The 24,796-nt window shown below is 59.3% G+C and carries 21 protein-coding genes, 1 tRNA gene and 2 pseudogenes; 14 read left to right on the forward strand and 10 right to left on the reverse strand.

Annotation, left to right across the window (positions count from 1 at the left end):
• Positions 1-34 precede the first annotated feature (34 nt).
• From ACZ0A4_RS19030 to ychF, 4 genes are all read left to right on the forward strand, one after another.
• Positions 35-976, forward strand: a complete 942-nt coding sequence (locus ACZ0A4_RS19030) for a ribose-phosphate pyrophosphokinase (protein WP_003171603.1) — start codon at positions 35-37, stop codon at positions 974-976.
• Between the two features lie 142 nt (positions 977-1,118).
• Positions 1,119-1,721 carry a 50S ribosomal protein L25/general stress protein Ctc gene (locus ACZ0A4_RS19035; protein ID WP_463575968.1) on the forward strand — a complete coding sequence of 201 codons (603 nt, stop codon included), beginning with the start codon at positions 1,119-1,121 and terminating at the stop codon, positions 1,719-1,721.
• Between the two features lie 171 nt (positions 1,722-1,892).
• Positions 1,893-2,477 (forward strand): aminoacyl-tRNA hydrolase, encoded by a 585-nt coding sequence (pth, locus tag ACZ0A4_RS19040; protein ID WP_008079560.1) that lies wholly within the window; start codon positions 1,893-1,895, stop codon positions 2,475-2,477.
• A 22-nt stretch (positions 2,478-2,499) separates the two neighbouring features.
• Positions 2,500-3,600: a redox-regulated ATPase YchF gene (ychF, locus tag ACZ0A4_RS19045; RefSeq protein ID WP_007912904.1), complete on the forward strand. Its 1,101-nt coding sequence runs from the start codon at positions 2,500-2,502 to the stop codon at positions 3,598-3,600.
• 183 nt (positions 3,601-3,783) lie between these two features.
• On the opposite strand, the gene ACZ0A4_RS19050 is transcribed toward ychF, so the two are convergent.
• Both ACZ0A4_RS19050 and ACZ0A4_RS19055 read right to left on the reverse strand, forming a co-directional pair.
• Complete coding sequence (locus ACZ0A4_RS19050) at positions 3,784-5,001, reverse strand: MFS transporter (RefSeq protein WP_122604792.1); 1,218 nt, start codon at positions 4,999-5,001, stop codon at positions 3,784-3,786.
• A 132-nt stretch (positions 5,002-5,133) separates the two neighbouring features.
• Entirely contained in the window at positions 5,134-6,129 is a 996-nt protein-coding gene (locus tag ACZ0A4_RS19055) for an IS110 family RNA-guided transposase (protein ID WP_463575969.1), read from the reverse strand.
• A 575-nt stretch (positions 6,130-6,704) separates the two neighbouring features.
• On the opposite strand from ACZ0A4_RS19055, the gene ACZ0A4_RS19060 reads away from it, so the two are divergent.
• Positions 6,705-8,762 carry a methyl-accepting chemotaxis protein gene (locus ACZ0A4_RS19060; RefSeq protein ID WP_463575970.1) on the forward strand — a complete coding sequence of 686 codons (2,058 nt, stop codon included), beginning with the start codon at positions 6,705-6,707 and terminating at the stop codon, positions 8,760-8,762.
• Here ACZ0A4_RS19060 and ACZ0A4_RS19065 read toward each other — a convergent pair.
• A complete protein-coding gene (locus ACZ0A4_RS19065; protein WP_463575972.1) occupies positions 8,755-9,657 on the reverse strand; it encodes a LysR substrate-binding domain-containing protein in 903 nt (300 codons plus the stop codon). The genes ACZ0A4_RS19060 and ACZ0A4_RS19065 overlap by 8 nt on opposite strands.
• Positions 9,658-9,883: 226 nt before the next feature.
• On the opposite strand from ACZ0A4_RS19065, the gene ACZ0A4_RS19070 reads away from it, so the two are divergent.
• The 6 genes from ACZ0A4_RS19070 to ACZ0A4_RS19095 all read left to right on the forward strand — a co-directional run bounded on the left by ACZ0A4_RS19070 (position 9,884) and on the right by ACZ0A4_RS19095 (position 15,496).
• Positions 9,884-11,002, forward strand: coding sequence for an ABC transporter ATP-binding protein (locus tag ACZ0A4_RS19070; RefSeq protein WP_463575973.1), 1,119 nt, complete (start codon positions 9,884-9,886; stop codon positions 11,000-11,002).
• 15 nt (positions 11,003-11,017) lie between these two features.
• Positions 11,018-11,938, forward strand: coding sequence for an ABC transporter permease (locus ACZ0A4_RS19075; RefSeq protein WP_463575974.1), 921 nt, complete (start codon positions 11,018-11,020; stop codon positions 11,936-11,938).
• Positions 11,938-12,744: an ABC transporter permease gene (locus ACZ0A4_RS19080; RefSeq protein ID WP_008079566.1), complete on the forward strand. Its 807-nt coding sequence runs from the start codon at positions 11,938-11,940 to the stop codon at positions 12,742-12,744. The genes ACZ0A4_RS19075 and ACZ0A4_RS19080 overlap by 1 nt, the downstream gene beginning before the upstream one ends.
• A 27-nt stretch (positions 12,745-12,771) precedes the next feature.
• Entirely contained in the window at positions 12,772-13,818 is a 1,047-nt protein-coding gene (locus ACZ0A4_RS19085; protein ID WP_463575976.1) for an ABC transporter substrate-binding protein, read from the forward strand.
• A 60-nt stretch (positions 13,819-13,878) separates the two neighbouring features.
• A complete protein-coding gene (locus ACZ0A4_RS19090; RefSeq protein ID WP_463575978.1) occupies positions 13,879-15,333 on the forward strand; it encodes an amidase in 1,455 nt (484 codons plus the stop codon).
• An 86-nt stretch (positions 15,334-15,419) separates the two neighbouring features.
• Positions 15,420-15,496: transfer RNA gene (locus ACZ0A4_RS19095), tRNA-Met, on the forward strand.
• 68 nt (positions 15,497-15,564) lie between these two features.
• On the opposite strand, the gene ACZ0A4_RS19100 is transcribed toward ACZ0A4_RS19095, so the two are convergent.
• Both ACZ0A4_RS19100 and ACZ0A4_RS19105 read right to left on the reverse strand, forming a co-directional pair.
• Positions 15,565-15,963: a helix-turn-helix domain-containing protein gene (locus ACZ0A4_RS19100; RefSeq protein ID WP_463575979.1), complete on the reverse strand. Its 399-nt coding sequence runs from the start codon at positions 15,961-15,963 to the stop codon at positions 15,565-15,567.
• A 190-nt stretch (positions 15,964-16,153) separates the two neighbouring features.
• Entirely contained in the window at positions 16,154-17,254 is a 1,101-nt protein-coding gene (locus tag ACZ0A4_RS19105) for a DUF2817 domain-containing protein (protein ID WP_463575980.1), read from the reverse strand.
• A gap of 261 nt (positions 17,255-17,515) precedes the next feature.
• On the opposite strand from ACZ0A4_RS19105, the gene ggt reads away from it, so the two are divergent.
• The 3 genes and pseudogenes from ggt to ACZ0A4_RS19120 all read left to right on the forward strand — a co-directional run.
• The gene (gene ggt / locus ACZ0A4_RS19110; RefSeq protein WP_463575982.1) at positions 17,516-19,348 is read left to right on the forward strand and encodes a gamma-glutamyltransferase; all 1,833 of its coding nucleotides are present in this window, start codon (positions 17,516-17,518) and stop codon (positions 19,346-19,348) included.
• 396 nt (positions 19,349-19,744) lie between these two features.
• Entirely contained in the window at positions 19,745-20,113 is a 369-nt protein-coding gene (locus tag ACZ0A4_RS19115) for a DUF6124 family protein (RefSeq protein WP_127929772.1), read from the forward strand.
• A gap of 125 nt (positions 20,114-20,238) precedes the next feature.
• Positions 20,239-20,391: pseudogene (locus ACZ0A4_RS19120) on the forward strand (transcriptional regulator); the annotation flags it as partial.
• Between the two features lie 23 nt (positions 20,392-20,414).
• Here the strand turns inward: ACZ0A4_RS19120 and ACZ0A4_RS19125 are convergent.
• The 5 genes and pseudogenes from ACZ0A4_RS19125 to ACZ0A4_RS19145 all read right to left on the reverse strand — a co-directional run bounded on the left by ACZ0A4_RS19125 (position 20,415) and on the right by ACZ0A4_RS19145 (position 24,648).
• The gene (locus tag ACZ0A4_RS19125; RefSeq protein WP_463575983.1) at positions 20,415-21,047 is read right to left on the reverse strand and encodes a LysE family translocator; all 633 of its coding nucleotides are present in this window, start codon (positions 21,045-21,047) and stop codon (positions 20,415-20,417) included.
• 75 nt (positions 21,048-21,122) lie between these two features.
• Positions 21,123-21,722 (reverse strand): flavin reductase family protein, encoded by a 600-nt coding sequence (locus ACZ0A4_RS19130; protein ID WP_463575984.1) that lies wholly within the window; start codon positions 21,720-21,722, stop codon positions 21,123-21,125.
• A 179-nt stretch (positions 21,723-21,901) separates the two neighbouring features.
• Positions 21,902-22,462, reverse strand: a complete 561-nt coding sequence (locus ACZ0A4_RS19135) for a methyl-accepting chemotaxis protein (RefSeq protein ID WP_463577597.1) — start codon at positions 22,460-22,462, stop codon at positions 21,902-21,904.
• Positions 22,442-23,266 (reverse strand): annotated as a pseudogene (locus ACZ0A4_RS19140) (PAS domain-containing protein); the annotation flags it as partial. The gene ACZ0A4_RS19135 and the pseudogene ACZ0A4_RS19140, both read right to left, overlap by 21 nt.
• A gap of 68 nt (positions 23,267-23,334) precedes the next feature.
• Positions 23,335-24,648, reverse strand: a complete 1,314-nt coding sequence (locus tag ACZ0A4_RS19145; protein ID WP_463575986.1) for an MFS transporter — start codon at positions 24,646-24,648, stop codon at positions 23,335-23,337.
• Positions 24,649-24,796 lie beyond the last annotated feature (148 nt).

A 24,796-nucleotide genomic window follows, 5' to 3' on the forward strand; every position in this document is an offset into this window, starting at 1 on the left:
CATCCAGGTTACCCTCAGCCTCTAGGTACTGCGCGTGTCCAAGATGATGGTCTTTACGGGGAACGCTAACCCCGATCTGGCTCGGCGTGTCGTACGTCAGCTGCATATCCCTCTCGGTGACATCTCTGTCGGTAAGTTCTCCGACGGCGAAATTACTGCCGAGATCAATGAAAACGTTCGCGGTAAAGACGTTTTCATTATTCAGCCGACTTGCGCTCCGACCAACGATAACCTGATGGAACTGGTAGTGATGGCTGATGCCTTCCGCCGCTCCTCGGCTACTCGTATCACTGCTGTTATTCCTTATTTTGGTTATGCCCGTCAGGATCGCCGTCCGCGTTCCGCACGTGTGGCTATCAGCGCGAAAGTCGTTGCTGACATGCTTACCGTAGTCGGCATCGACCGTGTTCTCACGGTTGATCTGCATGCTGACCAGATTCAGGGTTTCTTCGATATTCCGGTAGATAACATCTACGGCTCCCCGGTTCTGGTGGATGACATTGAAGATCAGCGCTTCGAAAACCTGATGATCGTTTCCCCGGACATTGGTGGCGTCGTGCGTGCACGTGCCGTTGCCAAATCCCTGGGTGTGGATCTCGGGATCATCGACAAACGCCGTGAGAAAGCCAATCACTCTGAAGTGATGCATATCATCGGTGATGTCGAAGGGCGTACCTGCATTCTGGTCGATGACATGGTCGATACCGCCGGCACTCTGTGCCACGCGGCCAAGGCCTTGAAAGAGCATGGCGCAGCCAAGGTCTTTGCCTACTGCACACACCCTGTGCTGTCGGGTCGGGCCATCGAGAATATCGAAAATTCCGTGCTGGACGAGCTGGTGGTGACCAACACCATCCCGCTGTCCGCTGCAGCACAAGCCTGTGCACGTATCCGTCAACTGGATATCGCACCGGTTGTTGCCGAAGCGGTTCGCCGCATCAGCAATGAAGAATCGATCAGTGCGATGTTCCGTTAAGGGCCCTGCCCTTCGCGAAATGTCTCGTTGACGAAAAGCGCCCCGCCCCGGCATTCCTGCCGGGGCGGGGCTTTTTTGCCCATACCGTGTTTGGCGCTGGTCGCAAACGCCACTCCGGTCATGGCTATTTTGGAGATACAAAATGAACGATTTTACTCTGAATGCTGAAGTGCGTTCCGACCTGGGGAAAGGTGCGAGCCGCCGCCTGCGTCGTATCGCTAGCCTGGTTCCAGCTGTTGTTTACGGTGGCGAAAAAGCCCCTGAATCCATCAGCATGCTGGCCAAAGAAGTTGCCAAACTGCTCGAAAACGAAGCGGCTTACAGCCACATCATCGAGCTGAACGTTGGTGGCACCAAGCAAAACGTGATCATCAAAGCTCTGCAACGTCACCCGTCCAAGGGTCACGTTATGCACGCTGACTTCGTACGCGTTGTCGCTGGCCAGAAACTGACCGCTATCGTTCCTGTGCACTTCATCAACGAAGCTGCTCCAGTGAAGAAAGGCGGCGAAATCTCGCACGTTGTTGCCGAGATCGAAGTCTCCTGCCTGCCGAAAGATCTGCCTGAGTTCATCGAAGTCGACCTGGCTAACGCTGAAATCGGTTCGATCATTCACCTGTCGGACCTCAAAGCTCCTAAAGGCGTTGAGTTCATTGCTCTGGCACACGGCGATGACAAGGCTGTTGCCAACGTCCACGCTCCACGTGTTGCTCCAGAAGCTACCGAAGAAGGCGCAGCAGAGTAATTCACTCTGTCATGCCTGAGTGAGCAAGTAACATCGCGGACTGGAACGTAGCGAGAAAGCGGGCGAGAACGCGGAGTTTACATCCATGGTAAATGAGCATTTTTCGTCCACTTTCGCCGCTTTGCCTGATCGCGGCGATGTTACTCACCACTCTAAGGAAGGGCCCCTATCGTGACTGCCATCAAACTGATCGTTGGCCTGGGAAATCCAGGCGCCGAATACGACCAGACCCGGCATAACGCAGGGGCCCTTTTTGTTGAGCGCATCGCCCACGCACAGAATGTGAATCTTGTGGCCGATCGCAAATATTTCGGCCTGACCGGGCGCTATTCGCATCAGGGTCAGGATGTTCGTCTGCTGATTCCCACCACTTACATGAACCGCAGCGGCCAGGCCGTGGCGGCACTCGCCGGTTTCTTCCGCATCAAGCCTGAAGAAATCCTCGTGGCGCACGACGAACTCGACTTGCCTCCGGGCGTTGCCAAGCTCAAGCAGGGCGGCGGCCATGGCGGTCACAACGGGTTGCGCGACATCATTGCGCAACTGGGCAATCAGAATACGTTCTACCGCCTGCGGCTTGGCATTGGCCACCCGGGCGTCGCCAGTATGGTTTCAAATTTCGTCCTGGGTCGTGCGCCACGCGCCGAACAGGAAAAACTCGATGCCAGCATCGACTTTGCCCTCGGCGTGCTGCCGGATATCCTCGCCGGTGAATGGAACCGCGCGATGAAAAACCTGCACAGCCAGAAGGCCTGACTCTACTCCGAGGGGAAACACCATGGGATTCAATTGCGGCATCGTCGGCCTGCCTAACGTCGGCAAGTCCACCCTGTTCAACGCCCTGACCAAATCCGGTATCGCGGCCGAGAACTTCCCCTTCTGCACCATCGAGCCGAACAGCGGCATCGTGCCGATGCCGGATCCGCGTCTGGAAGCCCTGGCGGCCATCGTCAATCCGAAGCGCATCCTGCCGACCACCATGGAATTCGTCGACATCGCAGGCCTGGTGGCCGGCGCCTCGAAAGGTGAAGGCCTGGGCAACAAGTTCCTCGCCAACATCCGTGAGACTGATGCGATCGCCCACGTCGTGCGCTGCTTCGAAGACGAAAACGTGATCCACGTTTCCAACAGCGTCGACCCGAAGCGCGACATCGAAATCATCGACCTGGAACTGATCTTCGCCGACCTCGACAGCTGCGAGAAGCAACTGCAGAAAGTCGCGCGTAACGCCAAGGGCGGTGACAAGGACGCTGTGGTTCAGAAGGCTCTGCTTGAGCAACTGATCGCGCACTTCACCGAAGCCAAGCCTGCACGCAGCCTGATGAAAAACATGAGCGCTGACGAAAAGGCAGTGATCAAGGGCTTCCACCTGCTGACCACCAAACCGGTCATGTACATCGCCAACGTCGCTGAAGACGGTTTCGAGAACAACCCGCACCTGGACGTGGTTCGCGCCATCGCCGAAGAAGAAGGCGCCATGGTCGTTCCGGTCTGCAACAAGATCGAAGCGGAAATCGCCGAGCTGGATGACGGTGAAGAGAAGGACATGTTCCTCGAGGCCCTGGGCCTGGAAGAGCCTGGCCTGAACCGCGTGATCCGCGCCGGCTACGAAATGCTGCACCTGCAGACCTACTTCACCGCAGGTGTCGAAGAAGTCCGCGCCTGGACCGTCAAAGTCGGTGCCACCGCACCTCAGGCTGCTGGCGTAATCCACACCGACTTCGAGAAAGGCTTCATCCGCGCCGAAGTGATCGCCTACAACGACTTCATCCAGTACAAGGGCGAAGCCGGTACCAAAGAAGCCGGTAAATGGCGTCTGGAAGGCAAGGATTACATCGTCAAAGACGGCGACGTGATGCACTTCCGTTTCAACGTGTAAGCGTTACGCCCAAGAAAAAGCCGCGTTTGATACGCGGCTTTTTTGTGCCTGAAATTTACTGTTGTACGTATTTCCCCTGTGGGAGCGAGCCTGCTCGCGAAGAGGGAGTGTCAGTCACATCACTACGGATGACACACCGCATTCGCGAGCAGGCTCGCTCCCACAGTTGGGAATTGTGTGGCGTCAGGCCTTTTTGGTGCGCGGCAAAAAGATCGCCAGTACGCCAAACAGTGGCAGGAACGAGCACAGGAAATACACGTACTCAATCCCGTGCACATCCGCCAGATGCCCCAGCAGCGCCGCGCCAATCCCGCCAAAACCAAACATCAAACCGAAGAACACCCCGGCAATCATCCCGACATTGCCCGGCACCAGTTCCTGCGCATACACCACAATCGCCGAGAACGCCGACGCCAGAATGAAGCCGATCACCACGCTGAGAACGCTGGTCCAGAACAGGTCGACGTGAGGCATGAGCAGCGTGAACGGCGCCACACCGAGGATCGAGAACCAGATCACCGCCTTACGGCCGATCTTGTCGCCGATCGGCCCGCCGAAGAACGTCCCCGCCGCCACCGCGCCCAAAAACAGGAACAGATGCAGCTGCGAGCTGGCCACCGACAGGTCGAACTTCTCGATCAGGTAGAAAGTGAAATAACTGGTAAGGCTGGCCATGTAGAAATACTTGGAGAACACCAACAACCCCAGCACCACCAACGCACTGGTCACCCTGCCCTTCGACAGCCCGTGAGTCGCCGCCTGGCCAGCCTTGAGCTTGAACAGATTCAAGTGATGGGCGTACCAGCGGCTGATGCGGTACAGCACGAACAGTGCAAACACCGCGAACAAACCGAACCACGCCACGTTGCCTTGGCCGAACGGAATGATGATCGCCGCCGCCAGCAACGGGCCGAACGCGGAACCGGCGTTACCGCCGACCTGGAAGGTCGATTGCGCCAGACCAAAGCGTCCGCCCGAGGCCAGTCGCGCAATCCGCGAGGCTTCCGGGTGGAACGTCGAGGAACCGATACCGATCAGCGCCGCCGCCAGCAGAATCAACGGGAAACTGCCGACCATCGACATCATCACGATGCCAATCAGCGTACAGATCGAACCGGCCGGCAACAGCCACGGCTTCGGATGCCGATCGGTGTGATAACCGACCCACGGCTGCAACAGCGAGGCGGTCAGTTGAAAGGTCAAAGTGATCAGCCCGACCTGAGTAAACGTCAGGCCGTAATTGGCCTTGAGCATCGGATAGATAGAAGGCAAAACCGACTGGATCAGGTCGTTGATCAAATGCGCCAGCGCCACTGCGCCGATGATACGCATCACCAAAGGACTGCTTTGGGGAGCAGCGGGCGCCGAGGCAGCGGCGGTCTGAACGTTGCTGATAGCCATGGGAGTTTCCGGACAGCAGATGAGTGCACACAGGCAGGTGCGTCAATGTGCCATTTTTCAGTGCGCCAGCGCCATCCCCTTAGCCAGCTAACTAACTGACCTGACCGAATCATGTAGATACTCTGTTCACGGTCAAGCTTTTGCGAGGTGTTTCTCGCTAAAAAGCTTGGCCGTATTGAAATCTTCGCCGGCTCGCATGCAGGCCCACAGCCCAGTCAGGTATTTGCGCATGACGGCGACGATGGCCTGCATTTTTCTCTTTCCTCGCCCGATCAGCGCTTCGTAAAAGGCTTTCACGTTGCTGTCGCAACGTATGGCAGTCAGCGCTGGCATATACATCGCTGAGCGTAGGTAGGCGTTTCCGCCCTTACTTATCCGTCCAGGTTTATCGATGCTGGTACCTGATTGCGTAAGCCGTACATCGAGACCTGCATGTCGGCTGACCTGCGCGGACTTAAGCGTCACTGGCAAGGTCGTCAATTCAGCCAATGCCGCAAATACTGAAATTTCGCCCATGCCCGGCGCTGCGATCATGTGCCCGAACTGGGCGCTTAGGGTTGGGCAATTGTCGATCAGCGCCCGACCTGCGAGCCTGAAACGCTCGATTCGCTTGTCAAATGCCTCAATGGCTTCTTCTTCGTCTTCAATCAGCATTTTCATGGTTGTTTGAGTAGCTTTCAGCGCATGCAGCTCGTTCTTGGCTCGGGTGCGATGACACGTCAGACGATTGATATGCCTTCCGATAGCCCGCAGTTCCAACTGTATGGTCGTGGGCGGCGTCCACAATCTGGGGCTCATGCGCTCGCCGTATTCAGCTAGCAACTGGGCATCGATCGCATCGGTTTTGCTGTTCTTCAGCATCAGCTTGGCGAAGTTATGAAAGCTCTTCGGGTTGATAACCGAAACGGGCAAACCCGCTGCAGTGAGCTCCATGGCCAAATCCAGGTAATAGATGCCGGTGGCCTCCATCACTACGGATAAAGGCTTGAGCTCGAGCAATCTGTTGACCGCTGCTTTGCGCCCGGCGGGCGTTTGGTCGATGTTGCAGGCCCCTGCAAAACGGCCGTCGTTGCGCCAGCCCATGGCGGTCGTGCGAGACCCCACATCCAAACCGACATGCATGCTCATGCTTTCAACTCCGAGTGAACTGGGTTAGAAATGCATCCTGGTTCCCCTGACCTCGAACTTCATGCCACTGCAACCTTGTAATGCGAAGTCCGACTTGTCGGCTTCTCGATACTCTTCGTGGTGGGCAATGAGGCGGGGGGACCTCTCTACAGACAAGGTCAGGAGCAAGTCCTGCCTTTAGGAGCGATCGGTCTCCCCCAGAAACACATCTTCGTATGTCCGCACCAACGAGCTTAGATCTCAATCGACTGGTGTAAGGGCAACATACAAGGAGCTGCCGCAGGCTGCGATCTTTTGATCTTGCCGTTAAAAACACAGATCAAAAGATCGCAGCCTTCGGCAGTTCCTACATGGGATGCGTGATTGCACAACGCCATGGTCTGAATCTTGCCTTGCTTCTCCCCTTGAACGCGGGCGCCTTACAAAGGCGACCGACAATGGGAAGTTTCGCTACAGAGCCGGCCTACAGAGCGGGCGAGAGTGAACTTTCGAGGCCTTTTAGCAGGGCACAACATCCAGGTCGCACGACCTCGATGCACGCCTTTGGTGCGTGGTGTCCAGAGGAGTCATGGGGCATGCAGGCTTTCCTTTCACCGGGGATCAAATTGCTGGGGCGGTTTGGCTTCGCAGGTAAATTCCAGTTGTTGTTTCTGCTGTTCATTCTGCCGTTGGCCGGCAGCCTGTTGATGATCGGCCAGGACTATCGCGACAAACTCAATCTGATTTCTGGCGAACGTGCTGGCGTGCGGCAGTTGCTCGCGCTGGATGCGCTGGACAACTTGCTCGCCGCGCAACGTGATCGCGCCGCCCGCTGGCGCGCCACCGAAACCAATCGCCAACCGACACCGGCCACCCTCGCCGCCATGGGCGCGTTTGACGCAGTGCAACCGGCAGTTCTGCAAGCCACCACTGATTTGGGCAACGCGTTGAAAAACGAAGGCGCGGAAGGCGAAACCCTCACCCGCTATCAAGCGCTGCAAAATGCATTGAACGGTCTGGATTCGAAAAGCCTCAGCAGCGTCGGCTGGTGGCCGGACGGTTACGACCGTTTCACCAATGCGTTGAGCGCCCTGCAAGCGTTGCGCGAGCAGATCGTCATGGACAATCGCCTGACCCTTGCGCCGTGGCTGGAAACCTACCTGCTGACGCAAATTTCCACGCAACACGCGCCGGACCTGATCGAACGCGTCGGCCGCCTCGCTGCGGTCGGTCAGGCTTCGGTCGTCTCTGGCCAGTTCACCCTGCAAAGCCGCTTGCAGTTGCGCGACTTGCGCAGCCGTATCGGCGATGCCCGCGAGCAACTGGTCAAAACCGCTACGCTGCTCGAAGCACGCCTGCCGAAAGATCAGCAGAGCTGGGCCAGCCAATACCATGACAGCCTGAAACGCCTTGATAGCGGCCTGAAGGTGCTCGACGACGGCGTGTTCGGCGGCAGCATCACGCTCAAACCGGAAGACTTCGAACGCAACCTTGATGCCCTGCTGACCGACCTCGCCGCTCTGCGCCAGCAGTCGCTGGTGTCGCTGGACCAACGACTGGACGCCTACCACAGCTCGGCGATCCGTCAGTTCATTATCGTCGCGGCGATCTTCGGCTGCCTGTTGCTCGCGGCGCTGTATCTGTTTGTCTGCCTGCAAGCCTCGATCCGCCGCAGCGCCAGCGGCATCACCCTGCTCGCTGAGGCCCTGCGCGATGGCAACCTGAGCCTGCAAGTGCCGGTGGAGGGCCGCGATGAACTGGCGGCGATCAGCACCGCACTCAACGTTGCCGTGGTGCAACTGCGCGCGAGCATGCTCGGCGTCGATCACGAGACCTCGCAGTTGAGCCATGCCGTGCGCAGTCTCAACGAACACTCCAGCGGCGCTCTCGGCGAAGTCGAGGCGCAACAGTTGCAGATCAGCCAGATCGCTGCCGCCGCCACGCAATTGGCCGCGACCTCGCAAGGCGTGGCGCAAAGCTGCGAACAGGCTTCCGGCAGCGCCCAGCACACCCGGCGCATCGCCGCCGACAGCAGCCGCGACAGCCAGCGCACCACGGCGAGTATTCAACAACTCAATCAACGCTTGAACGACACCGCTGCAGCGCTGGGTCGGGTCAGCGAGCAAGGCCAGCAGATTCAATTGGTGGTCGACACCATTCGCGGCGTCGCCGAACAGACCAATTTGCTCGCGCTCAACGCAGCCATCGAAGCTGCGCGAGCTGGTGAACAAGGACGCGGTTTCGCTGTGGTCGCCGATGAGGTGCGCAGCCTGTCGCAACGTACGCAGTCGTCCACCGCGCAGATCGCCGGCACCGTCGACAGCCTGCGCGCGACGGTCAACGAAGCCGTGAGCCTGATGGAAGCTGCATGCGGCCAGGCGCAAACCGATGCCGAGTCGGTGACGGGTCTCGGTGAACGCCTGGGCGAAATCGCCAGCGCCGTGCAGAGCGTCACCGACACCCTGGCGCAGATCGCCACGGCAGTTGAAGAGCAAGCGAGTACCGCCGATGAAGTCAGCGGCAATATTCAGCAGGTCGATCAGGCGGCTGTGCGTTTACTTGAAGGCGCACGGGCGGTGAACCTTGCGGCGGACACCCTCAGCCAGGGCAGCAAAGCGCTGAGCGACAATACCGCACGTTTCCGTCTCAGTTAATCACGGCCTCGGGGAAGTCCGTTTCCAGTTCAGCCTTGAGCCATTGAATAAACCACGCCACATCCGCCGAGAGTTCGGCGGACGGCGTCAGCACCCGATAGCTCTCAAGCTTCACCTGAGCGTCGACCGCGCGCACCAGTTTGCCGCTGGCGAGTTCGTGACGCACCAGCACCTCGTTGGCCAGCGCGATGCCCTGTCCGCTCTCGGCCACGGACAGCGCGTGATCGTTGTTGACGTAGAGCATGTCGGAATTGAGATGAATATCGAGGTCGTGGGCGGCGAACCACAGATTCCACCATTCGCCGTCATCGACGTGGATCAGTTCGTGGCTGACCAGATCAGCCGGGCTGTTGATCGGTGCAATGCTGGCTAGATACGCCGGCGTGCAGATCGGAAAAACCCGTGGGCAAATCAGCGCTTCCCGTGAGTCGGCATATTGCCCGTCGAGGCCGTAGACGATGCCCAGATCCGCCGTTTTGCCATCCACTTCGGTGAAGGTCGAATTCGGTTCGATCGCCAGTTTCAATCCCGGCCGCAGATGCCGCAGCGCTTCGATCCTCGGCATCAACCAGCGCTTGGCGAAGCCCGGCACCACCATGATCCGCAACCAGCGCTCGGCATCTTTTGGCCGGGCTTCTTTGCCCGCCTCAATGATTAGCTGCAAAGCGGCGCTGATCTTGCGGTGATACTTCTCCCCCGCCGGGGTCAGGGTGACCCCGCGTGAGGTACGCTCGAACAATTGAATGCCCAACCAGTCCTCAAGCAATTTCACGTGGCGGCCAATCGCAGGCTGGGTCACGTGCAGGGCTTTCGAGGCTTCGACATAGCTGCCCAGACGCGCGGCGGCATCAAAGGCACGCACCGCGTTGAGCGGCGGCAAACGGTGGTCGGGCATGATTCCTGGCACCTTCGGCTGTTAAATTAACTAACACCTGCCATGTTTAAATTGAAGTGTCGCGCCGCGCAACCCCTGGCTGATAATCGAGCCACAGCAGAACAATAAAACAGCTGGTGTCACACCCGAACGCAATCTCGATCCTGCCCAAAAAAATAATATCCATGGCCCGACGGCAACGCTTTGCACAGCGAGTCGCAGGCGATGGGGGAATCGGAGGTAACGCATGAATGCCCTGCATTCGCTGCAAACGCTGGCGGTCTCGATCCGCTCAGTGCGCAAGGTTTACGGTGATCCGCAGACCGGTCCGGTGGCGCTGAAAAGCATCGACCTGGACATCCGCGACAACGAATTCTTCACCCTTCTCGGCCCTTCGGGCTGCGGCAAGACCACGCTGCTGCGGATGATCGCCGGCTTCGAATTTCCCACCGAAGGCGAGATCCTGCTCTACGGCGAAAACATCGCTGATCGCCCGCCCTTCCAGCGCCCGGTCAACACGGTGTTCCAGCATTACGCGCTGTTCCCGCACATGACCATCGCCGAGAACCTGGCTTTCGGTCTTGAATCGCAGCCGATGGGCAAAGTCCTCAGCAAGGTGCAAATCGCCGAGCGCGTGCGCGAGATGTTGGCGCTGGTGCAGATGGAACGCTTCGCCAATCGCAAACCAGCGCAGCTCTCTGGCGGCCAGCAACAACGTGTCGCCCTCGCCCGCGCTTTGGCACCGCATCCGAAAGTGCTCTTGCTCGACGAGCCGCTGTCGGCACTCGATCTCAAGCTGCGTCAGGCGATGCGCGAAGAGTTGAAAACCATCCAGGCCAAGACCGGCATTACCTTCATTTTCGTCACCCACGACCAGGAAGAAGCGCTGACCATGTCAGACCGCATCGCCGTGCTCTCCGAAGGCGAAGTGCAGCAGGTCGGGCGGCCAGAAGATATTTATGAGCGCCCGCGCAATCGCTTTGTCGCTGACTTCATCGGCGAAACCAATTTCATTGAAGGCTCGGTCACTCGCGTAGAAGACGGCATGGCCTGGTTCGCCGGACCTGCGGGTCATTCATTGCCGGCGCAACCGTGCAGCGATGTGCAGGTCGGCGCCAACGTGACCTTGTCGGTGCGACCTGAGCGTCTGCATCTGGTACCAGCGGCTACCGAAACCGCGCTGCCGTGCCGGATCGAAGCGCAGATTTATCTGGGCACCGACCTGCAATATCAGGTCAGCCTCAGCGACGGTTCGCGCCTCACCGTGCGTACGCCCAATTGCGTCGACCAGAGCCTGCGCTTTGCCGTCGGCGCCCAGGCCGGTCTGTTGTTCGACCAGGGCAGCGCCAGCGTCCTGCACGATTGAGCCGGAGGAATTGCCATGCACGCCTTACCGATTGCCAACACGCTGGAACGCCGCAAGGCTTTCCAGAATTTCCTCGGGGTCAGCCCGGCGCTGATCGCTATCTGTTTGTTTCTGGTAGTGCCGATCCTGATCGTCATTGGCTATTCGCTGATGGAGGCCAACCCCTACGGCGGGGTCAACAAAGTCTTCAGCAGCGACGCCTACACCTCGCTACTGTTCGAGCGGCAACTGGACGACAGCCTCGCCTTTGCCGACTCGTATTTGATCATCGCCCTGCGCTCGATCGGCATCGCCGGGCTGACCACCATCATCACGTTGCTGATCGGTTTTCCGGTCGCCGTGTGGCTGGCCATGCAGCCGGCGCATCGACGCGGCCTGTTGATCTTTCTGATCACCGTGCCGTTCTGGGCCAACCTGCTGATCCGCACTTACGCGTGGATTCTGCTGCTGCGTAATACCGGGGTGATCAACAACAGCCTGATGGGCATGGGCGTTATCCACGAACCGTTGCAGCTGTTGTACACCGACGGCGCGGTGCTGCTGGGGCTGGTTTACACCTACGCGCCGTTCGTGGTGTTGCCGATTTACGCGACGCTGGAAAAGATGGATATCCGTCTGCTCGAAGCCGCGCAGGATCTCTACGCCGGACGCATACGTACCTTGCGCAAAGTGGTTTTGCCCATCGCCAAACCGGGGATTCTCGCCGGCGCCATCCTCACTTTCGTACCGTGCCTGGGCGCGATGATCGCTCCGGAATTGCTCGGCGGCGGCACGCGGATGATGCTCGGCAACCTGATTTTCCGGCAGTTCAGCGATGCACGTAACTGGCCGTTTGGTGCGGCGTTGTCGCTGGTGCTAATGGCTGCGGTGATGCTGGTGCTGACCGTGTATGCCCTGCGCGCTGAGCGCCAGCGCATCGCCAAAGGAGGTGCGTGATGATCGGCCTATTCAAACGCAAAGGGCTGGGTGTGCAGGACTTTCCCGGTTTCGGCGGCTTCAGTTTTCTGTTCTATCTGTACCTCTACGCGCCGATCGTGGTGCTGGTGGTGTTCTCGTTCAACGCCAATCAGTCGGCGACGGTGTGGACCGGTTTCAGCCTCGACTGGTATCGCGCCGCGTTCGCCAATCAGGCCTTGCGCCAGGCCGCCGGCAACAGCCTGTTGATCGCGGTGTGCGCGAGCATGATCGCCACGGCGATTGCCACCCTCGCCGCCCTCGGCACCTCGCGCGGGGCCAAGTTCAAGGGTCTGCAATTGTCGATGGGCGCAATCATGTTGCCGCTGGTGTTGCCGGAAATTGTTGTCGGTGTGGCGACGCTCGCATTGTTCTCGACCATCGGTCTGTCGCTGGGTTACGGCAACCTGATCATCGCCCATACGGTGTTCTGTATTCCCTTCGCCTACCTGCCGATTCGCGCGCGGCTGAACGACATGGACCTGTCGCTGGAACAAGCCTCGGCCGACCTCTACGCCGGCCCTTGGCGGACCTTTCGCAAGGTCACTTTGCCGCTGCTGATGCCAGGGATTTTCTCCGGGCTGATGCTGGCCTTCATCGTCTCGCTGGATAACTTCGTGATCTCGATGATGGTCTCGCAGGCCGGCACAACAACGCTGCCGATCTTCATTTTCGGCCTGCTGCGCATGGGCGTGACACCCGACGTCAACGCCGTGTCGACGTTGATCCTCGGCGTCTCGGTGCTGTTCGTCAGCCTCTCTTACCTGTTGGGCAAAAAGAACGCCTGAACCTTCTACGACCTGTGGGGAAATAGCATGAGCAAGTGGATAAAAAGCGTTGGCACTTCGTTGTTCCTGACTGTGCCGCTGGCGATGGCTGGCAGCGTTCAGGCCGCCGAGAAGCTCAACGTGGTGAGCTGGAGCGGCTACTTTTCGCCGGAGATTCTCGCCAGGTTCCAGAAGCAGACCGGCATCGAAGTCACGGTCGATTCCTACGATTCCAACGAGACCTTGTTGGCGAAACTGAAACAGGGCGGCGCCGGTTATGACGTGGCGATTCCGTCGCACCAGTTCGTGCCGATCCTGATCAAGGAAAACCTGCTGGAACGCTTCGACCCGGTCAAAGAGCCCTACTACGCCAGCGTTGTGGATAACTTGAAAAAACCGAGCTGGGACCCGGAAGGCGCGTATTCGGTGCCGTTCATTTGGGGCACCACCAGCGTCTTGCTGGACTCGGCGCGCTACAAAGGCCCGGCCGACAGCTACAAGGTTTTGTATGAGCCGCCGGCCGAATTGCAGGGGCGCATCAACATGTTCGACTCGGTCAGCGACATGGTCGACATGGCCAGCCTCTATCTGAACATTCCGCTGTGCAGCGAAGACCCGAAACAGATGCAGCAGGTGCTGACGCTGCTCAAGGCGCAGAAGCCGTTCGTGAAAACCTACAGCTCCAAGGCCGGCTCGATTCGCGAGAACCTGGCCTCCGGTGAAATCGACATGTCGATGTTCTGGGGCGGTTCGTCGATGCGTGCCCGCGAGATGAAACCGACGCTGAAATACCTCTACCCGAAAGAAGGCGTGCTGGCCTGGGTCGACAACATGGTCATCCCTATCGGCAGCAAAAACCCGGCGAATGCCAAGGCGTTTATCGCATTCCTCAGCCAGCCGGAAAACTCGGCGATGACGCAGAACTTCCTCAAGCACCAGAGCCCGATCAAAGGCGTCGAACCGTTCCTCGACGCGGCGCTCAAGGACGCGCCGGAGTTGCACATTCCCGAGGGCACAAACGTGGTGTTCAGCAAGACTTGCGGCGAGGGTGCGATCCGCCTCGCCGACCGTCTCTGGACCAACCTGATGCGTTGATCTTTACCGCCCCGTCGCACTGGCGGGGCGTTTTTCCAGCCGTCTGAAAGGCCGCTTGCAATGAACTCTAATAACATCAGCGAACTGGTCCTGTTGCAGGCCCACGCGCTCGCCGACCGCATCCGCCTGCGCCAGGTTTCCTGCCGGGAAGTGATGCAGACTTACCTTGCCCATATCGAACGTTTCAACCCGTTGGTCAATGCGTTGATCAGCCTGCAGTCGCCGGAACATCTGCTGGCTCAGGCCGATGAGCGCGATGCCGAACTGGCGCGTGGCGAGTACCGTGGCTGGATGCATGGCTTGCCTCATGCGATCAAGGATCTATCACTGACCCAAGGCATTCGCACCACGCTGGGGTCGCCGCTGTACAAGGATTTTGTGCCTGAGCGCGACGGCATCATGGTCGAGCGGATCAAGGCGGCCGGCGCGATCATTATTGGCAAGACCAACACCCCGGAATTCGGTCTCGGTTCGCAAAGCTATAACCCGTTGTTTGGTGCGACTGCTTGCGCGTATGACCCGAGCAAAACCGCGGGCGGCAGCAGTGGCGGCGCGGCGGCGGCGCTGGCGATGCATCTGGTGCCGGTGGCGGATGGCAGCGACATGATGGGTTCGCTGCGTAATCCAGCGGCGTTCAATAACATCTTTGGTTTTCGTCCGTCGCAGGGTCGCGTGCCGTTTGATGACAGCGCGGATCTGTTTTTTGATCAGTTGGGTTACGAAGGGCCGATGGCGCGCAGTGTGAAAGATGCGGCGCTGCTGTTGTCAGTGCAAGCCGGGGGCGATGCGCGGGCACCGTTGTCGATCGCGGAATCCGGTGAGGCGTTTGCGGCGCCGCTGGAGCGTGACTTCAAAGGCACGCGGTTGGGCTGGCTTGGTGACTTCGGTGGTTATCTGCCGATGGAGCAAGGCGTGCTGTCGCTGTGTGAGAAGACCTTTGCCGACTTTGAAAGCCTCGGCTGCCACGTTGAGTCAGTTGAGCCGGGGTTCGCGCCTGAGCGGCTGTGGAGCAGTTGGCGGACGTTGCGGCACTGGATGGTCGCGGGGTCGCTGGGCGCGACGTATGCCGATCCGCAAAAGCGTGCATTGTTGAAGCCGGAAGCGATTTGGGAAGTCGAGAACGGCCTGAAGCTGTCGGCCAGCGAAGTGTTCGCCGCCTCGATGGTGCGCAGCGATTGGTATCGGGCGATTTCCCGGCTGTTCGAAAAGTACGATTACCTGCTGCTGCCCAGCGCCCAAGTGTTCCCTTTCGACAAAACCCAGCCTTGGCCAACGTCTATCGAAAGCGTGGCGATGGACACGTATCACCGCTGGATGGAGGTGGTCATCCCCGGCACGTTGTCGGGTTGCCCGGTCGCCAATGTTCAGGCCGGATTCAATGCGCAGGGTTTACCGATGGGGCTGCAAATCATCGGCAAGCACCAGGCCGACTTCGCTGTCCTGCAATTGGCGCACGCGTATGAGCAGGCCAGCCGCTGGTTCCAACGCTACCCTTCGCCGCTGCTGAGCCAGTGATTTTGATAAACGGTTGAAAGCGTAGAAAAATTTTTTAAATTTACGCTTGACGCTTTTCCATTTCAGGGGAATAATGCGCGCCACTTGGCTACATAGCTCAGTTGGTTAGAGCATAGCATTCATAATGCTGGGGTCCGGGGTTCAAGTCCCTGTGTAGCCACCAAGTACTAAAAACGGCTTACCGAAAGGTAGGCCGTTTTTTTATGCCTCGAGAAAAGTCTCGGCAATCTGTTACTTCAATACATCCTTCTCTTCGTCACTCGCTTTGGTCGCTGCCTGTGCGATTAGTGCGTCAAGCATCTGCGCAATGACCTTCTGTTGGACCTTCGAAAGCTCATTGATGGACTGCAACCGTCGATACCACATCGAGGTCAAGCTGCGTCTGGGCGTCTCCGTGTACGAGGGAACCCCGAGCAGGTCTTCAACAGGCACGCGCAGCGCAAATGCCATCTTCACCAGCGTCGTGACCGGCATGCTGCGCGTGCCCTCCTCGTAGCCCTGAAAGGTTTGCCGGGAAAGACCTAAAGCCCGTGCAAACCGCGTCTGTGTGATCTCGTGCACTGTGCGTAAGTGAGCAATGCGACTGCCCATCGCCACCAGAAAATCGCGATCCTCATTGGAAACACTCATGACAATGGCCGACTGAAAATAGAGTTGAATGGCAACGGACTCATCCTTTTCATCTGAAATCCATCCTGGAAAAAACGATAGAAACCATCCTCAGGCAGCGGTGCGTAAGTTGTCGACCTGAAAAGTCTGTAGGAGAAATGTGGAGCAACCGCCAAGTTGCGGCGAAGTACTACAGGCGCGAAATGCGTTTTCAGCAAGCCAACGCCGACAACCCTTTCGCCCAGATTTGCCGAGTCCGCAACCCCACCATCGCCCGCCAATCCGGATCAGCCGGATAGAACTGCTCGAGCAGATTCACTTTGATCCCCCTCCCCGTCGCATCCAGCGGATCACCATGCAGATGCAGCCAATGGTCATCACGCAAATGCCGATGCACATCCGGCCCCGGATACGTCCCGCACTCGATCACGAACGGCATTAGCTGCACGCCCGGCAACGCATTAAGCAACGCCTGTGAGGTGTAACCGGTGGCAGTCGCTGCCACACCGGTTTCGCTCAAGGTTTCGGCGCCGGTGTGCAGGGTGTAAAGCCATGGACCATAAATCGCCTGGGCCTGCGCGAGTGCCGGGTACGGCGCCTGGGTGATGGTCAGCAACATCGGATGACCGTACTCACCGGCGCCGGTGTGCAGGTCGAAACACATCACGGTTTCAGCGCCAGCCAGATGCGTTTCGATGATTTGATGCAGCGTGCGGTTCGACCAACTCGGCGCGCGGCCACCGTAAAACAGTCCGTCGGGATGGCTGTGCTGACCGCCCTCGACAATCGACATCACCGCCGGCCAGCCGTGTTCGTTGATCTGTGCGTCGAGCAAGGCATCGGCGCGTTGGCGCTCGGGGCCGTGCAAATCGGTGCAGGCGTAGATTTCATGCAGTGCCGCGTACGCGCGGTTATCCGGTAGCGGCCCGGTGAAATCCAGATGATTGCGGTTGAGGTCGATGTTGTCTTCGTTGACCCGGCGCAACCACGCCGTGCCCCATGGGTTGATCAGGTGAACCATGACCACCGCGACATCCTTGGGCAGCGAACCAGGTTCGAAGGTTTTCAGCCATTCGATCTGACTGTCCGAGCCGTAATAGCCCTCGACTCCGTGCGTGCCGCTGAGCGCTACCAGCCGACGTTTGGCCTGCGGATCGCCGAGCACGGCGACGTCGGTGCTCAGCGGTTCGCCGAATGGCCCGCAACGCGGATGCGCGTAGGAGGTGAGCGCGGCGCCGGCGGCATTGGCGGCGACGATGAACTGCTCGCGTTGATCGCTGTAGCTGGCTTCGGTGGGGAACTCGCTGTGCATATCGGTCTCTTGTTGATCTTGTAATTGTGGGAGCGAGCTTGCTCGCGAAAGCGGTTGGACATTCAACATTTCTGCCGACTGACACTGCGCATTCGCGAGCAAGCTCGCTCCCACAGGTGCTCAGTGCAGCTCAACGGATTTGCGGTTGACCCTAGCGAACATCCGCCCTGAAAAGAAAGACAAAAATTCCCACCAATTTGCGTCGCGACCGAGCGGTCGATAAAGTCCCTCAGACTTTTATCCCACGGACGGAGAGCCCGCGTGTTTTCAGCCTTGCCCTTGAGCTGCTTTCGCCTGCCTGCCCTGACGCTGATCATCAGCGCCCTGACCCTCACCGCGTGCAACGCCCCGCCCTCCTCGACCTTGCCGCTGGCACCGGAAGCCGCGTCAGGTTTTCGCACCGATCTGCAAACCCGTCACGCCAGCAGACACATGGCCGCCGCAGCCAATCCCTTGGCTGCTGAGGCCGGTCGCGAGATGCTGCGTCAGGGCGGTTCGGCGATTGATGCGGCGATTGCGATGCAAGCGGTGCTGACCCTGGTTGAGCCGCAATCTTCCGGGATCGGTGGCGGCGCGATGATCGTGTTGTGGGACGGCAAACAGGTGCGCACTTACGACGGTCGCGAAACCGCGCCGGCCGGTGCGACCGAGAAGCTGTTCTTGCGCGCCGATGGCCAGCCGATGTCGTTCCCGCAGGCGCAGATCGGCGGTCGCTCGGTTGGCACGCCCGGCGTGTTGCGCGCGCTGGAAATGGCACATAAACAACACGGTCGGCTGCCATGGGCCAAGCTGTTTGAACCGGCGATCAAACTGTCCGAGCAAGGCTTTGCGATCTCTGCGCGTTTGTACTCGCTGCTGGAATCAGATCCAGTCATCCGCCAGTCGCCGGACATGGCCAAGTATTTCCTCAACGCCGATGGCAGCGTCAAAGCCGTCGGCACACGCCTGCAAAACCCGGCGCTGGCCGCCGTGCTCAAACGCATCGCCAATGAAGGCGCGGATGCGCTTTACAAAGGCCCGATCGCCGAAGAAATCGTCGCCAAGGTGCAGGGCCACGCCAACCCCGGCAGCCTGACGCTCAGCGATCTGCAGCGCTATCAGGCCAAGGAGCGCGCGCCGCTGTGCACCGATTACAAACGCTGGCAGGTCTGCGGCATGCCGCCACCGTCGTCGGGCGGGATCGCCGTTGCGCAGATTCTCGGCACCTTGCAGGCGCTGGAAACCCGCGACCCACGCCTGTCACTGACGCCGCTCAAACCGGTGAAAACCGACAAACCGGCCGGCATTGAACCGGATCCGCAAGCCGTGCATCTGATCGCCGAAGCCGAACGTCTGGCCTACGCCGACCGCGCGCAATACGTCGCCGACACTGACTTCGTGCCAGTGCCGGTCAAAGGCCTGGTCGACCCGGGTTATCTGGCCAGCCGCGCCAGCCTGATCGGCGAGCGCAGCATGGGCAGCGCCAATCCGGGCACACCGCCGGGCGTACAAGTGGCCTACGCCCCGGACCGTTCGCCGCTGCGCATCTCCACCTCACAAGTGGTCGCGGTGGATGACCTCGGCGGCGCCGTGTCGATGACCACCACTATCGAAGCGGCGTTCGGTTCGCACCTGATGGTTCAGGGTTTCCTGCTGAACAACCAGATGACCGACTTCTCGTTCATCCCCGAAGAGAACGGGCAGAAAGTCGCCAACCGCGTCGAGCCCCTAAAACGCCCTCGCTCGTCGATGGCGCCAACGCTGATCTTCGATCGCCACAGCGGCGAATTCGTCGCCACGGTTGGCTCTCCGGGCGGTTCGCAAATCATCGAATACGTGGCGAAAACCACCGTCGGCCTGCTCGACTGGAACCTCGACCCGCAAAGCGCCATCAGCCTGCCCAACTTCGGCAGCCGTAACGGCCCCACCGAACTGGAACAAGGCCAATTCAGCCCGGCGCTGATTCAGGCGCTGAAAGACAAAGGGCATGCGGTGAATGAAATCGACATGACCAGCGGCACCCAGGCCATCGTGCGGGTCAAGGATGCGCAGGGGAAAGCGTCGTTGGAGGGTGGCGCGGATCCACGGCGTGAGGGGGAAGCGCTGGGGGATTGAGGCTACGACGCAAAGAGAAAAGGCTTACCGCGAGGTAGGCCTTTTGCTTAGCACACCGCGTATTTCAAATCGGGATGTTTAAAAGCTGCGAGGCAAACAGAGAACCGTCCCACAAGGTTTTCAGGTTGTCCGTCGGACGTCAGCTCTCTAGCCTGTACTCGTCGCTGCCAATTCAGTGACCGGGATTGGAAACCCCGAGTAGAACCGAGCGCACAAGCGCCTTTCATAACGTATCCTTGCGCACCTTCATGGTGTGCACTCCGTTATGGCGGCTGTGCGCGGGAGACCTTCGGGTCAACCGGGTTCTCCGTTCCCCGGGTTTCCAACCTGCGTACAGCTGCCACCTATTCGTTCGGAAACCGAATCGGCCAGCTCCAATCCTGATCGGAGAACACCATGAAAAAACCAACACCCAATCCCCCCGAAACAGACACCGACCCAACATCCCCGTACGCAACCATCGACAGCAAAAAACTCAACGAAGCGGCCGACCGCGCCCTCGACCACTACCTCAAACCGACCATTCACATCATGGCGTCCACCCGCGTAGCTGAACCCATGTACCTCGCCAACCCGGTCTACGACACCGAATCCCTGCTGGCCAATGCCAGCGAAACCCTGGGCTCGGTCACCGAGATGCTCAACAATTTCGCCGCCGTGCTGGATACCGCGCACCGCAAGACAGCGCTGGGTATCGCGCAAATCGTCATGTTGAGTGAGCTGGCGGTGAATCAGGCGCTGGATAACGTTCAGCCGGTTACGTAGTTTTCGCAATGCATAAAAAATCCGATGCCTTGCAGGCATCGGATTCTTATTTCCTCGCGTTGCCCGGAATAAACCTGGCGCCCCTTATTGCTTATGAGGCGGACTCCTTTGAAGTGGAGTAATCCATGAACGTACGCCCAATTCATAACGAAGACGACTATCGTGCGGCGCTCAAAAACGTGTCTGCACTTTTCGACAACGAGCCAGTACCGGGTACTGCTGAAGGCGATCACTTCGACATCATGATCAGCCTTATCGAAGCCTACGAGGCCACACAGCTTTCACATCCAAGATCTATGGCTCAGCGATTCGCCACCAGATGCGCACCAAACAACAGATAGCAACCACCGGCCAAGCGATCCAGCCATTGTCGCGAACGCTCATACACACCAGCAATTCGCCGACTGGCGAAGAACAGCGCTACGCAGCAATACCAGCTGAACGACAGCGTTGCCATGGTCATCACCGCCAGCGCCAGTAACAGTGGCGGGATGTGAGCCGGCATGGCTGTAGCGAAGATGGTGGCGACGAACAGCGCTGACTTGGGATTGGTCATGTTGCCCAGAAAGCCGCGGCCATAAGCTCCGAGCAACGTTTGCTGCGAGTCATCCAGCGTACCCGCGACAATCGGCGCTTTGCGCTTGAACTGCTTGAGCCCGAGGTAGATCAGGTAGCAGCCACCGGCAATCTTGAAGCTCAGGTACAGCGTCGGCGCGGCACTGAACAGCGACTGAATGCCCAAGCCACCCGCCAGTCCCCACAACACGGTTCCGCTGGCGACGCCGAGCGCCGCGAACACGCCATGGCGGCGGGAACGGCTGACCGCGAGTTGTGCGATGTTGAAGAAGTTCGGGCCGGGCGTGACCACGGCCACGGTCCACAGCAGAGCCAGCGACAGCAACGGCGCCAGATAACTCGAAAGGGAAAGATCCATGGGGCATGTGCCTGATTGGTTCGATGATGCCCTCTACCTTGCAACATCCTGCAATGTTTTGCCATCAGCCGTCATTCAGACCGCTAGCGTCTTGCCATCCACCGCATCACCAATCTTCAGGAAATGCCCGCCTGCCACGTGGTGCAAAGTGCGTAAACCATCATGACCTTCGAAATGCCAGCGACCGTCGCTGAACACACGCTCATCGGCATGGGCGGCGATGACTTCGGCGAGGAACAGGTCGTATTGCTCGTGGTTGCGCGGCTCTGGCAGCAAGCGGCATTCGAGCCAGGCGACGCAGCCGTCGAGCAGCGGTGCTTCGACCTGTTCGCCAGCAAAGGTTTGCAGGCCATACGCTTGAAACTTGTCTTGCCCTTGGGTTTGGGTGATGTCCAGGCCCGACGTATTGCCGACGGTTTGCACGATGTCGGCCTGATCGACGCACGGGACGTTGAGCACGAAGGTGCCGGACGCTTCGAGCAGTTGCCGGGTCCAGGTGGATTTATCGAGGACGACGGCGACTTTCGGCGGTTCGAAATCCAGCGGCATGGCCCAAGCGGCGGCCATGATGTTGCGCTGGCCGTCGTGGGCGGCGCTGACCAGCACGGTCGGCCCGTGGTTGAGTAAACGGTAGGCTTTGTTCAGGGGCACCGGGCGGCGGTGGGAATCGCTCATGGGATCTGCTCCGGGGGAAAAGGAGCCGATTGTAGCGCTGCCACTGAAGAAACACAGAACCTGTGGGAGCGAGCTTGCTCCGGGCGGCGTTCCGACGAAGGCGATAGGTCAGTCACATCAATGTTGAATGACACACCGCTTTCGCGAGCAGGCTCGCTCCCCCATGGGATCAGTGCAGGTCAGTTGGAGAGTTGATTGGCAAACTGGCCTACCGCATTCACGACCTTCTGCGCACCGTCCTGAATCTCGACAATCACCGTGCCCGCCTCTGCCGCCAACGCCAGGCCTTGTTCAGCCTGGAGCTTGCCATCGGTCATCAGTGCCACTGCATTGCGCGCCATTTCCTGGTTCTGCCGCACCACGGTGACAATTTCTTCGGTCGCCTGGCTGGTGCGCGAGGCCAGTTGTCGCACCTCGTCGGCCACCACCGCAAAACCACGTCCCTGCTCACCGGCGCGCGCCGCCTCAATGGCAGCGTTGAGCGCCAGCAGGTTGGTCTGCTCGGCAATGCCGCTGATGGTTTTGACGATGGTGCCGATCACCTGCGACTGCTCGTTCAGTGCCTCGATGCCCTCACCGGCAGCCTGCATGTGCCGCGACAGGTCACGCATTACGTTGACCGCTTCAGTCACCACCGTGGTACCGCGCTGGGCGGTGCTGTCGGTTTGCTGCGAGGTGCTGTAGGCAATGCTCGCCGCGTCGGCTACTGCTTGTTCGCGGTTGACCTGATCGGTGATCACCGTGGCGAACTTCACCACTTTGTACAGTTTGTCGTTGGCATCGACGACCGGGTTGTAGGACGCCTCCAGCCACACCGTACGACCATGGCTGTCGACACGCTTGAAGCGGTCAGCCACGAATTCACCGTTGTTCAAACGCCGCCAGAAGTTCTGGTACTCGGCGCTGTTGTACTCCTCCGGCGTGCAGAACATACGGTGATGTTTGCCCTTGATCTGCGCCAGGCTGTAACCCATGCCGCTGAGGAAGCGATCGTTGGCGTTGAGCACGTTGCCGTTGAGGTCGAACTCGATCACCGCAGTCGAACGCACCAGCGCACCAATCAGGTTTTCGTGTTCACGAGAGGCTTCAATGGTGCGGGTCAGGTCGCTGGCGAACAGCGAAATATGCTTGATCCGCCCGTCCGAGGAACGCACCGGTTGCACGATCGAACGCAGCCACGCCTCCTCACCATTGCCGCGCAACAGGCGCACGGCACCGGCGAAGTGCTCGCCACGGGTCATGGCGTTTTTGAAGCGGTGGTGGAATTCGTCGGTTTTTACGTGGGCCGGGACGATGTCTTCAATCGCCCGACCGATGAGGTCCTGACTCTTGTAGAGCATCTCGGTGAGGAAGTTCTGGTTGACCGATTGAATACGCCCGTCGGGCTCAAGGTTCAGCACCAGCATCTCGCTTTCCAGGCTTTCCTTCACCTGCACGAGGCTGGAGAGTTCTTCACGAAGAGCGGCCAGCTCTTGCTTCAGGCGTTTGTTGAACATGGGGAAGTACCGATGGGCAGGATAGAAAGCGGGATGCAGCCTAACCATCGGCCTTGAAAAACTTTTCTGAAGACCGCTGGCGACTCGTCAGTCAAAAATAGTTCTGACCGGTAACGTCACGCCGCTCCGGCCACCTGACACTGTCCCGAACGCGGCATCCGCGCACCGAAATACGCCGCCGTCAGCAGACCCACCATGCCCATCACTGCGCAGAACATCACGCAAATCCATGGGCTCCATGGCATCAGACCGATCAGCAACAGCGGTGTGATACTGGCCCAGATGGCGTAGGCAATGTTGTAGGTGAAGGAAATGCCTGACACGCGAATACGTGCCGGGAACAACCCGACCATCACCGACGGCACCGCGCCGACCACACCGCAAGCCAGACCGGCCACCGCGTAAGCCAGGCCTACCCAGTGACCGCCCATGATCAAGCAGCCATACAGCACGCCAATACCCAGCGGCAGCAACAGGCTATAAAGCATGACGGTACGCCAGGCGCCGAGACGATCGACCAGCAACCCGGCGATCACGCAGCCGATATTGAGAAACACGATACCCAAGGCACTGAGGGCAAAGGTATGGCTGGCGGTCATGCCGAAGGTTTTCTGCATCATGGTCGGGGTGATGACGACGAACACCACCACCGCCGAAGTCAGCACGCAGGTCAGCAGCATCGCCGGCAGCATCGCCAATCGATGCTCGCGCAGCACCGTGCGCAGCGGCAACTCGACCCGCGCCTCACGCTGCGCTTCCATGGCCATGAACACCGGGGTTTCGCTCAGCCAGCGGCGCAGATAAACGCCAATCACGCCGAAGACACCACCGAGCAGGAACGGATAACGCCAGGCGTAATCAAGGATTTGCGCCGGGGTGAAGACTTGCGCCAGAAACGTCGCGGTCAATGCGCCGATCAGGTAACCGAAGGTCAGCCCGGCCTGCAAAAAACCCAGGGCATAACCGCGATGGCCGGTCGGTGCGTGCTCGGCGACGAACACCCAGGCGCTCGGCACCTCACCGCCTACCGCCGCACCTTGCAGAATGCGCAGCGCCAGCAACAACAACGGCGCGAAATAACCGATCTGCGCGTAGGTCGGCATGATGCCGATCAGCAGGCACGGCAGCGCCATCATCAGAATGCTCAGGCTGAAGACTTTCTTGCGCCCGAGTTTGTCGGCGAAATGCGCCATCAGTATTCCGCCCAGCGGCCGCGCCAGATAACCGGTGACGAAAATCCCGAAGCTTTGCAGCAGACGCAGCCATTCGGGCATTTCCGGCGGGAAGAACAGCTGGCTGAGGGTCAGGGCGAAGAACACGAAGATGATGAAATCGTAGATTTCCAGCGCGCCGCCAAGGGCCGCAAGGCCGAGGGTCTTGTAGTCGGAACGGCTGAACGGCGCAGGTTTGGCCGGGGATTGGGCAGTCATGGCAAAGAACTCGAAAACAGGCAAAAAACCAAGGCGCCCATGGTCTACGCAAATGCGCGGATGGACAACCCGTTAGACCATAGTCCCGGTTTTGCAAAACCTGCTCACAAAGCATCGGTAGTTGAATTAATGTTAATGCCTGTCCAGC

It is taken from the genome of Pseudomonas sp. AC172, from assembly GCF_979258595.1.

What these genes read in the sequence shown, in the direction of transcription:
- ACZ0A4_RS19035 (WP_463575968.1), top strand. Translation starts at nt 1,119, where the DNA reads ATGAACGATTTTACTCTGAATGCTGAAGTGCGTTCCGACCTGGGGAAA.
- ychF (WP_007912904.1), top strand. Translation starts at nt 2,500, where the DNA reads ATGGGATTCAATTGCGGCATCGTCGGCCTGCCTAACGTCGGCAAGTCC.
- ACZ0A4_RS19050 (WP_122604792.1), bottom strand. Translation starts at nt 5,001, where the DNA reads ATGGCTATCAGCAACGTTCAGACCGCCGCTGCCTCGGCGCCCGCTGCT.
- ACZ0A4_RS19055 (WP_463575969.1), bottom strand. Translation starts at nt 6,129, where the DNA reads ATGAGCATGCATGTCGGTTTGGATGTGGGGTCTCGCACGACCGCCATG.
- ACZ0A4_RS19060 (WP_463575970.1), top strand. Translation starts at nt 6,705, where the DNA reads ATGCAGGCTTTCCTTTCACCGGGGATCAAATTGCTGGGGCGGTTTGGC.
- ACZ0A4_RS19065 (WP_463575972.1), bottom strand. Translation starts at nt 9,657, where the DNA reads ATGCCCGACCACCGTTTGCCGCCGCTCAACGCGGTGCGTGCCTTTGAT.
- ACZ0A4_RS19070 (WP_463575973.1), top strand. Translation starts at nt 9,884, where the DNA reads ATGAATGCCCTGCATTCGCTGCAAACGCTGGCGGTCTCGATCCGCTCA.
- ACZ0A4_RS19075 (WP_463575974.1), top strand. Translation starts at nt 11,018, where the DNA reads ATGCACGCCTTACCGATTGCCAACACGCTGGAACGCCGCAAGGCTTTC.
- ACZ0A4_RS19080 (WP_008079566.1), top strand. Translation starts at nt 11,938, where the DNA reads ATGATCGGCCTATTCAAACGCAAAGGGCTGGGTGTGCAGGACTTTCCC.
- ACZ0A4_RS19085 (WP_463575976.1), top strand. Translation starts at nt 12,772, where the DNA reads ATGAGCAAGTGGATAAAAAGCGTTGGCACTTCGTTGTTCCTGACTGTG.
- ACZ0A4_RS19090 (WP_463575978.1), top strand. Translation starts at nt 13,879, where the DNA reads ATGAACTCTAATAACATCAGCGAACTGGTCCTGTTGCAGGCCCACGCG.
- ACZ0A4_RS19100 (WP_463575979.1), bottom strand. Translation starts at nt 15,963, where the DNA reads ATGAGTGTTTCCAATGAGGATCGCGATTTTCTGGTGGCGATGGGCAGT.
- ACZ0A4_RS19105 (WP_463575980.1), bottom strand. Translation starts at nt 17,254, where the DNA reads ATGCACAGCGAGTTCCCCACCGAAGCCAGCTACAGCGATCAACGCGAG.
- ACZ0A4_RS19115 (WP_127929772.1), top strand. Translation starts at nt 19,745, where the DNA reads ATGAAAAAACCAACACCCAATCCCCCCGAAACAGACACCGACCCAACA.
- ACZ0A4_RS19125 (WP_463575983.1), bottom strand. Translation starts at nt 21,047, where the DNA reads ATGGATCTTTCCCTTTCGAGTTATCTGGCGCCGTTGCTGTCGCTGGCT.
- ACZ0A4_RS19130 (WP_463575984.1), bottom strand. Translation starts at nt 21,722, where the DNA reads ATGAGCGATTCCCACCGCCGCCCGGTGCCCCTGAACAAAGCCTACCGT.
- ACZ0A4_RS19145 (WP_463575986.1), bottom strand. Translation starts at nt 24,648, where the DNA reads ATGACTGCCCAATCCCCGGCCAAACCTGCGCCGTTCAGCCGTTCCGAC.